This window comes from Mesorhizobium sp. M4A.F.Ca.ET.090.04.2.1, assembly GCF_003999085.1.
Classification (GTDB): Bacteria; Pseudomonadota; Alphaproteobacteria; order Rhizobiales; family Rhizobiaceae; genus Mesorhizobium.
This window is the reverse complement of the sequence record NZ_RZOT01000117.1, coordinates 1-12,342: the sequence shown is the minus strand read 5'-3', so window position 1 is coordinate 12,342 and position 12,342 is coordinate 1. Positions and strand designations below refer to the sequence as shown.

At 64.7% G+C, this 12,342-nt stretch carries 13 protein-coding genes; 6 read left to right on the top strand and 7 right to left on the bottom strand.

Annotated features, from left to right (window positions below; all coding sequences use genetic code 11):
- The first annotated feature begins 62 nt into the window (after window positions 1–62).
- The gene (locus tag EN781_RS10955) at window positions 63–449 is read left to right on the top strand and encodes an ester cyclase (protein WP_126055768.1); all 387 of its coding nucleotides are present in this window, start codon (window positions 63–65) and stop codon (window positions 447–449) included.
- A gap of 9 nt (window positions 450–458) precedes the next feature.
- Here the strand turns inward: EN781_RS10955 and EN781_RS10950 are convergent, their stop codons facing one another.
- The 3 genes from EN781_RS10950 to EN781_RS10940 form a co-directional block, all read right to left on the bottom strand.
- Window positions 459–866: a DUF3168 domain-containing protein gene (locus EN781_RS10950; protein ID WP_126055769.1), complete on the bottom strand. Its 408-nt coding sequence runs from the start codon at window positions 864–866 to the stop codon at window positions 459–461.
- 222 nt (window positions 867–1,088) lie between these two features.
- Window positions 1,089–2,642 carry a trimethylamine methyltransferase family protein gene (locus EN781_RS10945; RefSeq protein ID WP_126055770.1) on the bottom strand — a complete coding sequence of 518 codons (1,554 nt, stop codon included), beginning with the start codon at window positions 2,640–2,642 and terminating at the stop codon, window positions 1,089–1,091.
- Window positions 2,643–2,760: 118 nt separating this feature from the next.
- Window positions 2,761–3,003 (bottom strand): glycine cleavage T C-terminal barrel domain-containing protein, encoded by a 243-nt coding sequence (locus tag EN781_RS10940; protein ID WP_245455538.1) that lies wholly within the window; start codon window positions 3,001–3,003, stop codon window positions 2,761–2,763.
- 149 nt (window positions 3,004–3,152) lie between these two features.
- Between EN781_RS10940 and EN781_RS10935 the strand changes: the two genes are divergently transcribed.
- From EN781_RS10935 to EN781_RS10920, 4 genes are all read left to right on the top strand, one after another.
- The gene (locus EN781_RS10935; protein ID WP_126055771.1) at window positions 3,153–3,791 is read left to right on the top strand and encodes a TetR/AcrR family transcriptional regulator; all 639 of its coding nucleotides are present in this window, start codon (window positions 3,153–3,155) and stop codon (window positions 3,789–3,791) included.
- Window positions 3,792–3,953: 162 nt separating this feature from the next.
- Window positions 3,954–6,110: a penicillin-binding protein 1A gene (locus EN781_RS10930; protein WP_126055772.1), complete on the top strand. Its 2,157-nt coding sequence runs from the start codon at window positions 3,954–3,956 to the stop codon at window positions 6,108–6,110.
- Between the two features lie 98 nt (window positions 6,111–6,208).
- A complete protein-coding gene (locus EN781_RS10925; protein ID WP_126055773.1) occupies window positions 6,209–6,793 on the top strand; it encodes a DUF1214 domain-containing protein in 585 nt (194 codons plus the stop codon).
- Window positions 6,786–7,334, top strand: coding sequence for a DUF1254 domain-containing protein (locus EN781_RS10920; protein WP_126055774.1), 549 nt, complete (start codon window positions 6,786–6,788; stop codon window positions 7,332–7,334). The genes EN781_RS10925 and EN781_RS10920 overlap by 8 nt, the downstream gene beginning before the upstream one ends.
- 128 nt (window positions 7,335–7,462) lie before the next feature.
- On the opposite strand, the gene EN781_RS10915 is transcribed toward EN781_RS10920, so the two are convergent.
- Window positions 7,463–7,645 (bottom strand): hypothetical protein, encoded by a 183-nt coding sequence (locus EN781_RS10915; protein ID WP_245455539.1) that lies wholly within the window; start codon window positions 7,643–7,645, stop codon window positions 7,463–7,465.
- A 188-nt stretch (window positions 7,646–7,833) separates the two neighbouring features.
- Here EN781_RS10915 and EN781_RS10910 point away from each other — a divergent pair, with 188 nt between their 5' ends.
- A complete protein-coding gene (locus EN781_RS10910) occupies window positions 7,834–8,889 on the top strand; it encodes a DUF2336 domain-containing protein (RefSeq protein WP_127399973.1) in 1,056 nt (351 codons plus the stop codon).
- Here the strand turns inward: EN781_RS10910 and EN781_RS10905 are convergent.
- The 3 genes from EN781_RS10905 to EN781_RS10895 form a co-directional block, all read right to left on the bottom strand.
- Window positions 8,884–9,234: a DUF1491 family protein gene (locus tag EN781_RS10905; protein ID WP_126055777.1), complete on the bottom strand. Its 351-nt coding sequence runs from the start codon at window positions 9,232–9,234 to the stop codon at window positions 8,884–8,886. The genes EN781_RS10910 and EN781_RS10905 overlap by 6 nt on opposite strands.
- A 72-nt stretch (window positions 9,235–9,306) precedes the next feature.
- A complete protein-coding gene (locus EN781_RS10900; protein ID WP_126055778.1) occupies window positions 9,307–10,089 on the bottom strand; it encodes a peptidoglycan-binding protein in 783 nt (260 codons plus the stop codon).
- Window positions 10,064–11,803 (bottom strand): HAMP domain-containing sensor histidine kinase, encoded by a 1,740-nt coding sequence (locus tag EN781_RS10895; RefSeq protein WP_127399972.1) that lies wholly within the window; start codon window positions 11,801–11,803, stop codon window positions 10,064–10,066. The genes EN781_RS10900 and EN781_RS10895 overlap by 26 nt, the downstream gene beginning before the upstream one ends.
- Between the last annotated feature and the right edge of the window lie 539 nt (window positions 11,804–12,342).

The following is a 12,342-nucleotide window of genomic DNA, read 5'->3' as shown; positions in this document are numbered from 1 at the left end:
ATGCGGAACTTCCGCCTTTCCCTAGCTAGGATACGAAGGCCCGACGACCAGAGGAGCACGCTATGCGACGTGAACAACTTGCCGAACTTTACCGAGGCTACATCGCGTGTCTCAACGCCCAGGACTGGGCCAATCTAGGCCGGTTCGTCGGCGAGGCGGTGCAGTACAATGGCGAAACGGTGGGACTGTCGGGCTATCGCCGCATGCTCGAAGGCGATTTCCAGGCCATTCCCGATCTCCGTTTCAGCATCGAACTCCTGGTTTGCGAGCCGCCGCGCGTGGCTGCCCGCCTGCATTTCGACTGCACCCCCAAAGGCAGGTTGTTCGGATTGCCCGTGAACGGCAAGCGGGTCAGCTTCGCCGAGAACGTGTTCTACGAATTTCGCGATGCGCACATATGCGAGGTCTGGTCGGTCATCGACAAGGCCGAGATCGCGGCTCAGCTTTAATGCGATCCGTCAGGCGTCTTCCCGCGTGACGGCGCGGAAGCGCAGCAATCCATGATGGACCGCAAGGTCCTCGTCGTAGCGAGCCTCGGCGAACTCCAGCGACAGGCGTGTTTGCCCGCGCGGACCGATGGACAGCGCCGCTCCCGCAAGGCGCGCCTCGATGCGGTTCATGATGAGGCGCGTTTCAGCCTCGCCTTGGGCCTTCGACCAGACATGCAGCGTGACAAGCTGATCGGCGTCGTTGTCGGCGCCGGTGTCCTGGTTGAAGGCGCTGGTGTGGCCGCATGTCACATAGGGGAAGGCAGCGTTCTCGGTTGCCCGCTCGAGCAGGCCGGCGCCGCCCAGCAGCGCCGTCAGCTTCGCGTCACTCTTCAATCTCTGGAACAAGGCCTGCAGCAAATCGTCGGGCGCCGTCATCGTCGTCTCCGCTCGCCAGTCACGCCTTGGACAATCTACTCTTCAATCTCTGGAACAAGGCCTGCAGCAAATCGTCGGGCGCCGTCATCGTCGTCTCCGCTCGCCAGTCACGCCTTGGACAATCCCTTGCGCCGCCAACAGTCTTCACATGCAGCGTAGCCGCGTCGCAAGACCCGCGCCAGACTGCATGATACTTCCTGTCCGGATGATGAATGATCTCCGTCAAGACACCGGCGCAGCGCCGCCCTCCTCGGTGCGTCGGGCGATGAACTCGTCGAGCACGCTGGCCGTGGCGGCGGCCGAAGCCGGCGGCTGGAAGTCGGCGAGCAGCCGCTTCCAGATGCCGGTAGCGCGCTCGGTGGCGCTCTTCGAACCGGCCTGCGTCCAGTTGCCGAAGTTCGACCAGTCGGCGACCAGCGGCTCGTAGAAGGCGGTGCGGTAGCGCGCCATGGTGTGACCGGCGGAGAAGAAATGGCCGCCCGGTTGCACCTCCGCGATGGCCTCGAAGCCGATGGAATCCTCGTCGCCGGGTGTCCTCGCGCAAAGTTCGGCGACTGTCTGCAGCGCCTCGATGTCGGTGATCAGCTTCTCGTAGGAGACGCTCAGCCCCCCTTCCAGCCAGCCGGCGGCGTGGATGCAGACCGTGGCGCCGGCCAGCACCGAGCCCCACAGCGCGAATTGCGTCTCGTGCGCGGCCTGCGCGTCGGAAATATTGGCGGCGCTGCCGCCGCCGGAGCGCCAGGGCAGGCCGGTGAAGCGGGCGAGCTGGCCGGCGCCGAGCGTCGCCTTGACGTGCTCGGGCGTGCCGAAGGCCGGCGCGCCCGACTTCATGTCGACATTGGAGGAGAAGGAGCCGTAGACGACCGGCGCCCCGGGTCGCACGATCTGCGCCAGCGTCAGCCCGGCCAGCGCCTCGGCATGCTGCAGCGTCAGCGCGCCGGCGACCGTGATCGGCGCCATGGCGCCAGCCAGGCAGAAGGGCGTGATGATCGAGACCTGGCCGGCCCTGGCGAAATCGATGATGCCTTGCGCCATCGGGATGTCGAGCTGGCGTGGCGAATTGGTGTTGATGACGGTGTAGCAATGAGCGCCGGCGCGGAACTCGTCCTCGGAGAGGCCGCGCGCCAGGCGGACCATCTCGAAACTGTCGTCGACCTGCGGAGTGCCGCGCGCGAAGACGAACGGGAACTTGTCGGAAAGCGTCAGCTGCGCCCGGTTGACGGCATAGTGACGGAAGCGGTTGTCGACATCCTGCGGCTCGATCGAGGGACAAAGCATGTGCAGCACGTCGAAATGCTGGATGAGCTTGGTCAGTTCCTCGTAGGCGGCCAACGTGCCCGGCCGCCGGCCGCGTTCGAGATCGGTGACGTTGGGCGCGCCGGCCCCGGCGAGGAAGGTCATCGAGCCCAGTTCAAGCATCAGATCGCGATCGCGCGCGCCGCCATGGGCCCGGATCGAGCGCGGCGCCGAGGCCAGTGCCGCCTCGACCATATCGCGGCCGATGCGCACCATCTGGCTGTCTTCGTCGACCAGCGCGCCAGCGCCGGCCAAGACATGCCGCGCCTCCGGCAGCAGCACCTTGATGCCGAGTTCCTCCAGCACGCGCAGCGCCGTGTCGTGGATCGCCGCGACCTGGTCTTCGGAGAAGATCGGCTGCGGCAGGAACGGGTTCTTGAGCGACCGGTAGTTTGGCCGGCGGCTTGACTCGCTGCCCGCCTCGCTGGTGCGTCCACGCCGGCGTTCGCGCCTCAGATCGCGGGCGACATCTTCAACCATGCCAGATCCTCCTTGGAACAGGATGACTTTTCTTCGAAGCGTCATCCCGTTCCATCTTATCCTCTTGTTTGAGCATGATCTTTTCCGAAAACCGGTTCCCACTTTTCGGGATCATCCTCTATTGCCGCATCGCTTTGCCGTCGGGGTCGTGGGGTGAGGCGGGGATGACGCGCGCCGGCCGTTCGACGCCGACAATGTGCACCGAAAGCTCCGTCCCCTCCCCGGCGAAATCGTCGTCCACCAACGCCAGCGCGACGCTCTTGCCAACCGTGTAGCCATAGCCGCCGGAGGTGACGAAGCCGACGCGCCGACCCTTGTGCCAGACCGGCTCGAAGCTGAAGCACCGAGGCGCCGACGACATCTCCTCCAATGACAACCGCGCGATAATGCGACTTCACGAGCCTCTCCCCTCTCGTTGGAAGCCGTTACCATATATCTACTGTACATATGTGTCTAGACACTTATGTCCAGAGCTTGCGCGCGGTGATCCGGCGTGCCACTTGTGTGTCTATGATCATGATTTCGCCGCAAGACGAGCCGGCGCCCGGCAACATCAAGGTAACGCGCTCGGACTGGATCAACCTCGCGCTGCAGACGCTCATCTCCGACGGCATCGAGAGCGTGCGCGTGCTGCCGCTCGGCCAGAAGCTCGGCGTGTCGCGGTCGAGCTTCTACTGGTATTTCGAAAGCCGCCAGGATCTGCTCGACCAGTTGCTGAAGCATTGGCATGAGACCAATACCAAGGCGATCGTCGAGCGCGCCCAGCGCCCTGCCGCAACCATCATCATGGGCGTGCTCAACGTGTTCGAATGCTGGGCCGACGAGCGCATGTTCGACCCGAGGCTCGACTTTGCCGTACGTGAATGGGCCAGGCGCTCGGACGATGTGCGGCGCATGATCGACCAGGCCGACGACGATCGCCTCACCGCTATCCGCGACATGTACCAAAGACACGGCTTTGACGCGGAGAATGCCTTCATCCGGGCGCGCGTGCTTTACTATATGCAGATCGGCTACTACGTCCTCGACCTCAAGGAACCGGTCGAGGCCAGGGTCAGCCATCTCGCGGCCTATCTTCGCGCCTTCACCGGCCAGGAGCCGAGCGACGCCGATGTGGCGCATTTCATGCGCTTCATCGCGGCGCGGTGATATCGCTCGAGCACCCGGAATCAACCTTAGCGATCAACAAAGCTTGTGTGTGGCTTCGCTACCCTTGTGAGCGGTGATAAAATGGTCGAATAGTCAGGCAGGGAGCCACCCTCGAAACTGCCCATGCCGTTTTGGGGAAGTTGGCTGGGGCGGAATTCTGGAATGGCAAGTCCTTTGAGACCACGCAAGAGAAGAGGCCGCATTGCCTCGGCGTTGCTTGCCGTCGACGCGTGGCTCGATTCCTCGCTCTACGAAATCGGCTTCAAGGCAGGCCAGTTCTGGGAAGCGGCGACCATCTTTTTCCGACGCTTCCGCGTCAAGGGCTGGCGGCGCGGCATCATCGAGGTGCTCAGCGAAGGCTTCACTATGGGCGCTGGCGGCATCGTCGTGCTGCTTGCGCTGGCGATGCCTGCCTTCGAGATCACAGCGGGCGACTGGCGCGCGCAGGGCGACTTCGCCGTCACATTCCTCGACCGCTACGGCAACGAGATCGGCCAGCGCGGCATCATCCAGCGCGACTCGGTGCCGGTCGACGAAATGCCCGACCATGTCATCAAGGCGGTGCTGGCGACCGAGGACCGGCGCTTCTTCGACCATTACGGTATCGACGTGCTCGGCCTGTCGCGCGCCATCTTCGAGAACGTCCGCGCCAACTCGGTCGTGCAGGGCGGCTCCAGCATCACCCAACAGCTGGCCAAGAACCTGTTCCTGACCAATGAGCGCACCTTCGAGCGCAAGATCAAGGAAGCTTTTCTCTCGTTGTGGCTGGAAGCCAACCTATCGAAGAAGGAGATCCTGCAGCTTTATCTCGACCGCGCCTATATGGGCGGCGGCACATTCGGCATCGAGGCGGCGGCGGATTTCTATTTCGGCAAAAGCGTCAAGGACCTGAACCTCGCCGAGGCGGCAATGCTGGCCGGCCTGTTCAAGGCGCCGACCAAATACGCCCCGCACATCAACCTGCCGGCCGCCCGCGCGCGCGCCAATGTGGTGCTGTCCAACCTCGTCGATTCCGGCTTCATGACCGAAGGCCAGGTGCTGCAGGCGAGGCTGCATCCGGCCGACGTCGTCGACCGCGGCGAGCAGAAGAGCCCGGACTACTTCCTCGACTGGGCCTTCGACGAGGTCAAGAAGATCGCCAAGCCCGGCCAGCACTCACTGGTCGCCCACACCACTTTCGATGCCAACATCCAGAAGGCGGCTGAGGAGTCCGTCGAATTCCACCTGCGCCAGTTCGGCAAGGAATACAACGTCACCGAAGGCGCGGTGGTGGTGATCGAGACCAACGGAGCGGTGCGCGCCATCGTCGGCGGCCGCGACTACGGCGCCAGCCAGTTCAACCGCGCCACCAGGGCGCTGCGCCAGACCGGCTCCTCGTTCAAGCCCTACGTCTACGCCACAGCCATGGAGCACGGCTTCACGCCTGACTCGGTGGTTTCCGGCGGCCCCGTTAGCTGGGGCAACTGGTCGCCGCACAACTACAGCGGCGGATCGGCCGGCAATGTCACCCTGATCACGGCCATCGCCAAGTCGATCAACACTGTGCCGGTGCGGCTCGCCAAGGACCATCTCGGCATCGGTCCGATCAAGGCGATGGCCGAGGCGATGGGCGTCGAGTCGCCGCTGGAAGGGCACAAGACCATGGTGCTCGGCACCTCGCTCATGACGGTGATGGACCAGGCGACGGGCTACAGCGTGTTCGCGCAGAACGGCTTCGTCGGCTCGCGGCACGGAATCACCCAGCTCGTCACCCGCACCGGCGATGTGGTCTACGACTGGGCCAAGGACGCGTCGCCGCCGCGTCGGGTGCTGTCGGAGCAGGCGCTGAAATACATGAACACCATGCTGGCGGCGGTGCCGGTGATAGGGACGGCGCGGCGCGCCCAGCTTCCCAACATCGTCGTCGCCGGCAAGACGGGCACGACGCAATCCTACCGCGACGCCTGGTTCGTCGGCTTCACCGGCAATTACACGGCCGCCGTCTGGCTGGGCAATGACGACTTCACGCCCACCAACAAGATGACCGGCGGTTCGCTGCCGGCGATGGTCTGGCAGCGGCTGATGGTCTACGCGCACCAGAATATCGACCTGAAGCCGATCCCCGGCCTCGATCACCCGTTCGTCGATCCGGAAGTCGCGGCCAAGGCCGAGGAGGCCGCCCAGAAGAATGCCGAGGAGGCCGCAGCGCAGGCCCAGGCCGAGCGGCCGCCGGTGCTCTCCGGCCAGACCACACAGACGCTGCGCGAGATGACCAAGGCGTTCCAGACAGCCCCTGTGCTCGACGCGCCCAAGGCGCCGGAGACGCTGTCGGCGCTCTGAGCGTCCCATTCAGCGTCCGCCTATCCACCGGCGCGACTTGCCACGAGGCCCCTGCCCGCGATATCCCCGAGCGGCAAGTTCTCCTGTTTTGGCTGTTCATGCTCAAGACCGCCTTCCTGACGCTACTTTCGCTTGCCATTGCCGTCGGCGTCGGCGGCGGCAGCGTCTGGTATGCGCTGCAGGCGCAGGACGGCGTCGGCGCGATCAGGATCGGCCAGTGGACGGCCTTTCCCGAGATCGGCACACAAGGCGCCGACCCTTATTCGAAAGCGCGCGTGGCGCGCGAGGGCGTGCTGGCGCTCGGCAAGGCCGAGGGGCTGTCCTTCATCGCCGAGCGCGACGCCGGCGGCGAACCCCTGAAGCGCGAATGCGCCTATACGATCGAAGGCGGATTCCCCACCGCCCGCTTCTGGACGCTTTATGCCGCCGATCGGTCGCTCGGCGTGGTCGACACAGGCAAGGCGAGGCTGGCCGCGCTCCAGTCCTACCAGGTGCTGCGCCAGCCTGATAATTCGGTGGCCATCGCCGTCGGCAACCGCCCCGCTCCCGGCAACTGGCTGCTGACCGACGGCTTCGGCAAGATGTATTTCGTGCTCACCTTCTACGACACCCCGATCGCCAGCAGCACCGGCCTTTCCGACGTGACGCTGCCCGGCATCGTGAAAGTGGGCTGCAATGCGTAGGCTCTTCCACGCCATGCTGCTCGGCCTGATCGGCGCCGGGATCGTCCACATCATCGTTTTGATGCTGGTGCCGGAATTTTCCGAGCGCGATGCCTGGTCGCGGCTGGCGATGGCCTCGGACCTCTACAGGATGACCAGGCTCGACGCCGAGGCCGGCGGCGCGCCGGTGGTGAAATCGGTCGATCCGCTATTCTACGCGGCGGCATGCCGCTTCGACCTCGCCGAAGGCATGGTGCGCATCAAGGCACCGGGCCACGTGCCGTTCTGGTCGGTGTCGGTCTATGACCGCAACGGCCACAATTTCTATTCCTTCAACGACCACACCGCGACCGGCGGCGTGCTCGACACAGTGGTGCTGACGCCGGCGCAGATGATTGATGTGCGCCGGGAACTTCCGGAGGAACTGCAGGGTGCGATCTTCGTTGAGGCGCCGATCGAGGAAGGCATCTTCGTCATCCGTGCCTTCGTGCCGGACGACAGCTGGAAACCGATCGTGTCACGGTTCCTGGAGCAGAGTTCCTGCGAGTTGCAGGATTACTGACCAGGCAGCGCACGCGGATTCTAACTTTTGGAAGGTCCTTGGCGCGCCCGAACGGACGCGCGGCGCTCTATCTTTTTGTTGGCACAATTCGGAACGGAAAACCGTTTCACACTTTTCCTGGAATTGTTCTAGTGATGCGGAACAGGCGTCCGCGGCGGCTCGTCCGGATCGGCCGGACGCGACTGGCCGGTCAGCGGCGGCTGCTCATAGCGGACGCCGGGGAAGATGATCACCGCCGCCGGTGTGCCGGTGTCCCGAACTGCTCGATTTACGGGTGCCGGTCGCGGCACGAAAGACAGTACCATGCCCATGGTTCGCGTATTCCTCTCGGTTGCCCCGGAGCACAACGCAACGCCTCCAAATATGATTAAGGCGGGCAGAGGGTTAACGGAGCGCTAACGGATCGCCGCTAATTTGAACTTTGTTTCTGATGCACGCGAAACCGGCACGGTTCGGTCGAGCGTCGCCAGGGTTGTGTCGAGTGTCGGGCGTATCTTCCGTGTCATCTTCGGATTTCAGGCAAATCGCTGTTCGGACAGAGGCGGGAAAGGCCGAAAAGCTGTTCCGCGCCTCGGTGTCTGCCTTCTGCTCGCTCACCCGTCCCTCGCGCCGCGAGATCAGCCAGCTCGAGGACCTGACGCTGCCGCTGTTCGACGAGGTGTCGGTCGAATCGCGTCGCTACGTCGCCGCCGCGCTGTCCGAATGCGAATACGCGCCCCCCGCCCTGGTGCGGCGGCTGGCGGAAGAGCCGGTCGACATCGCGGCGCCGCTGCTCACCCGCTCGCGGGCGCTTAGCGACATCGACCTTATCGCGCTGATCGGCCGCCACGGCCTGCCGCATGCTCGCGCCATCGCCCGCCGCAAAGCTTTGAACCCGACCATCGCGGACCTGATCAAGGCGCTGGCAAAGCCGACGCTGGTCAGGCTGCGGCCGCCGCAGCCCATCGTCCAGGCATTGCCCGCGAAGGCCGACCCGGCACCCGTCGGGGCAGAAGCACCGATAGTCAAGGACGAACCCGCCCTTCCCGCTAGCGCGGACATGCGTGAGACGCCCGGCATTGCCGCCGCAAATGCCAGGCGCCGGCTGCGCGCGATGATGCGCCCCGAAGCGGGAACCGAGAGCGTCAATCCGTTTATCGCCCCGTCGACCTACACCAAGTTGCGTGAGACGGCGCTGACCGGCAACGCCGCCTTCTTCCAGACCGCGCTGGCGGACGCGCTCGATATCGATTTCCAGACGGCGCGGGCGCTGACCGAACAGGCAGGCTATGCTGCGTTGCTTGCCGCGTTGCGCTCGCTCGACCTCAACGAGGACCGGGCCTTCCTGATCGCCGTCGCCGTCTATCCCAGAGAGTTTCCGCACCCGCAGGCGATCCGCCTGTTCCTCGACCGCTACCGCCTGCTGCACCGCGACGCCGCACTCGACAAGGTGCGCGCCTGGAAGGTTGAGACCCTGTCGCGGGCGATCCGCGGCAATGCGGGCGAGGTGGCGAATGCCGAGGAACACCGAGCCTCGAACAGCGACGACTCCGCCGCAAACCTCAAGGCGTCATGAGTCCGTCTTGACGGACAAAAGGTCCTCGACCGGAACGGCGCCGGCCTCGATCTCGACCACCCAGATGTCGGGATCGAATTTCTTCTCGCGCTCCAGCCTGGCATCGAACGGTGCGGCATCGTCGCCGGTACCAAGCAGGCTGAAGAAGCGCTCGTCAGGCTTGGCCGAATCGTAGCTGGTCTGCGGCGCCGGCCCGAACAGAGCGACCTCGCCCAGCCGGCCGCGCGACAGCACGAAGACCGCGCCCGCCTCGGCCGCGCCGCGCTTCGCCACCGCGGCAAAACCGCCGGCGGCGAACACTCGGCGCAACAGGGCCGACACCCACAGATCGGTGGTCACGCGCATGGCAAGGCTCCGGACGGCATGCGCGGCTCCTTACAGCATCGGCCCGTGATTGCGCCAGCTGTCGCCCGACGCTCAGTTGGTGAGGCCGATCTCGCGCATCTTGACGTACACGATCTCATCGGGCTCGCCGGTTTCAGGCAAGCCGAACAACGACTGGAACTCCTTGATCGCCGCCTTGGTGCGGGCGCCGACGACGCCGTCGAGCTGCATGTCGTTATTGCCGAAGGCCTTCAACCCGGCCTGGATCTTAACGATGCGGGCGTCGGGCGCCTCGGCGGACACGTTGGCCGGCGCCGAGACTGGAATCGGTGCCGCCAAAGGCGCCGCTGCCGGAGTTGTGGCCCTGTCCACGGGCCTCGGCACGGGATGCGGAATGGCCGCCGTCGTCTGCTTGGCGCCGAGCTGGTCGAGCAGCATGGCGTCGATCTCGCCGGTGGCCGGCAGGCCGACCTTCTGCTGATAGGCCTGGATGGCCTTGCGGGTGTTGGGGCCGGAAATGCCGTCGACTGTCCCGGAATAGAAATCGAGATCTTTCAAAATGCCTTGGACCTGTTCGACGGTCGGATCGCTCTTGACCGGCGCAGGCCGCACGATGTTGATGGTGGTCTCGGGCTCTTCCGCACCAGCACGCGGAAAATCCTCGATGCTCCTGGTGGCGAAGAACGCGCCGGCGTGCGGGAAAGGCTGGTACCAGAGCGCGTTGGCCGAGACATAAAATAGCGTCACCAGGAAGGCGGTCGAACCGCCGACCAGCACCGGATTGCGCGAGATCATGCCGCCGAGTGCAATCGCGCCCTCCTCGAAGGCGCTGCTCTGGCGCTTGACCGCCCTAGGCTGTTTTGCGGAGCGAGCCATTCCTGTCCCCTTTCGCATGCCCCTTGGTCTTCAGCGCGGGTATCGCCAACACCCCATCGCTCTTGTCCGAACGACCTCTCGGTCCGTTCACCGGCAGGCTGATCGTCACCGTGGTGCCCTCACCCGGCATGCTCTCGATCGACATGGTGCCGTCATGCAGTGCCACAAGGCCCTTGACCAGCGACAGGCCGAGCCCGGTTCCCTCGAAGCGGCGCGTATAGTCGTTCTGGATCTGCATGAAGGGCTTGCCGAGATTGACGAAATCCTCCTCGGCGATGCCGATGCCGGTATCGCTGACCCAGAAATGCAGCCGCGAGCCGACCCGCTTGGCGCCCACCACGACCTTGCCGCCATCAGGTGTGAACTTGATGGCGTTGGAGACGAGGTTGATCAGTATCTGCTGAACGGCGCGGCGGTCGGCGTTGATCTCGCCCGCATCCGGCGCGATTTGCGCGGCAAGCCTGATATTCTTGGCCTCGGCCTGCAGCCGCATCATCGACTGGCACATATCGACCGCTTCAGCGAAGCGGAACGGCTCGGGCTCGGTCGCGTAGGCGCCGGCCTCGATCCGGGAAACGTCGAGGATCGAGGTGACGACGTTGAGGAGATGCTGGCCGGAGTCCCTCACCAGGCCGACATATTCCTTCTGGCGCGGATCGCCGAAGGGACCGAACATCTCATGCAGCAGCATGTCGGAGAAGCCGATGATGGCGTTGAGTGGCGTGCGAAGCTCGTGGCTGACCACGGCCAGGAAACGTCCTTTCGTCACCTCGGCCGCGGCCGCGGTCTCGTTAGCGGCGGCGAGCTTTTCGCGCAGGGCCGCGACATCGTCGTTTTCGCTGAGCAGGAGCATAAAGGTGTCCCGCTGCTCGCCCCGCATTAGCTGAAGACGAAACGGCCGGAAATTGTCGGCGGCGCCTGACCCATCGCGCGGCAGCCGGATGCGCAGGTCGACCCGGCGCATTGCGGCACCGTCGCGCATATCGGCGAGCGCGGAGAGATAGTCGACACGATCGGCGAGGTGGACGCGCTCGAACAGGCCGGTACCGAGAAGAAGCTCCGGCTGAAGTTTCAGGATGGCGCGCGCCTTGGCTGAAGCGTCCAGTACCTCGCCCTGCCGGCCCAACTGCAGCACGACGGCATCGATGATGTCCTCAAGCCGGTCGCGGGCGAGCGACACCGGCTGGGTGTTGCCAGGATCACGGAGCGAATTCAGACGCGGGACCAGGGTCAACGCCCAGGCCAGCGGCAACAGCCAGTGCCAGGCGGCGATCCCGGCCGAGCCGAGCGGCAACAGCGGGCCGGCGAAAAGCTGCAGCAGGACGGCGCCGAGCGCGGACAGCGCGCCCCACAGGGCGGCGCGTCGCGAGCCGCCGATCCACCAGGCTTCGAACGGGAGCGTAAGCGCAAGCAGCGCGACCGGCGAGGCAAGACCGCCGGCGGCGAAGATCGCGCCTGCAAGAGCAAGGCCGCCGAACAAGAGCGCCGCACGGCCGACGAGCGCCATCCGGCCGGATGCCGCAACCAGCAGCGCGGCGAACCAGCAAAGGCCGAAGGCGGCGAAGATCGCGGTCACCGTCACGGCGGCGCCAAGGCTCGAGGTGACCAGCGTCACCGCGGCGCCGGCGGCAAGGAAGGGGGCTGCCAGCATGACGCCGATGAAGCGGCGCTGGCGCAGGCGCTCGCCCACGCCCGTTATGGTCGGATGGACCATACGTTCGCAGCCGGCAGCCATCGCGCCAGGCAATTCAGCGTATCTGGCCGTAATCGAACTCAACGCACTCGCACCCGGTCGTGAACTGCCCTGCTTTTCGCAGGTCGCTTTTGCTTGCCCTGAGACTCGCATCCAGCGTTTAAGGAATGGATAAGGCTGACCCGGTCGACGCCCGGCCCACGGCAAATATTGAGACGCCGGCGCGGGAAAGCCCGGCGATCTCGCGCCATGGTAAACGGAGGGTTAGCCCCTGCAGGGGGAGGCGAGGTGCGCCAAACTTGACGACGACCGCATTTGATTTTCAAATCACCATTAAAAAACAAATAGTTATATGGTTATTGTAAAGTTAATGCAATCGATGAGATTTAAATGAAATCGATTGCAAAACCAATCCTTTCGAATTCGTTTAAAATTTGAGGTAAATTCCCTGCTTCCACGCAAGCCGTCCTTTGTGCGTGTGTGCCACGATCCAGCCCATAAAAGAGGTCATGCCGAAAGATGCATGATCCGGTCACGGACGAGAGGGCGTTGAGATGGGC

Excerpts from the sequence above, each read along its gene's own strand:
- EN781_RS10930 (WP_126055772.1), top strand. The coding sequence starts at position 3,954 with ATGGCAAGTCCTTTGAGACCACGCAAGAGAAGAGGCCGCATTGCCTCG.
- EN781_RS10905 (WP_126055777.1), bottom strand. The coding sequence starts at position 9,234 with ATGCGCGTGACCACCGATCTGTGGGTGTCGGCCCTGTTGCGCCGAGTG.
- EN781_RS10950 (WP_126055769.1), bottom strand. The coding sequence starts at position 866 with ATGACGGCGCCCGACGATTTGCTGCAGGCCTTGTTCCAGAGATTGAAG.
- EN781_RS10955 (WP_126055768.1), top strand. The coding sequence starts at position 63 with ATGCGACGTGAACAACTTGCCGAACTTTACCGAGGCTACATCGCGTGT.
- EN781_RS10925 (WP_126055773.1), top strand. The coding sequence starts at position 6,209 with ATGCTCAAGACCGCCTTCCTGACGCTACTTTCGCTTGCCATTGCCGTC.
- EN781_RS10900 (WP_126055778.1), bottom strand. The coding sequence starts at position 10,089 with ATGGCTCGCTCCGCAAAACAGCCTAGGGCGGTCAAGCGCCAGAGCAGC.
- EN781_RS10940 (WP_245455538.1), bottom strand. The coding sequence starts at position 3,003 with ATGTCGTCGGCGCCTCGGTGCTTCAGCTTCGAGCCGGTCTGGCACAAG.
- EN781_RS10920 (WP_126055774.1), top strand. The coding sequence starts at position 6,786 with ATGCGTAGGCTCTTCCACGCCATGCTGCTCGGCCTGATCGGCGCCGGG.
- EN781_RS10895 (WP_127399972.1), bottom strand. The coding sequence starts at position 11,803 with ATGGTCCATCCGACCATAACGGGCGTGGGCGAGCGCCTGCGCCAGCGC.
- EN781_RS10945 (WP_126055770.1), bottom strand. The coding sequence starts at position 2,642 with ATGGTTGAAGATGTCGCCCGCGATCTGAGGCGCGAACGCCGGCGTGGA.
- EN781_RS10935 (WP_126055771.1), top strand. The coding sequence starts at position 3,153 with ATGATCATGATTTCGCCGCAAGACGAGCCGGCGCCCGGCAACATCAAG.
- EN781_RS10915 (WP_245455539.1), bottom strand. The coding sequence starts at position 7,645 with ATGGGCATGGTACTGTCTTTCGTGCCGCGACCGGCACCCGTAAATCGA.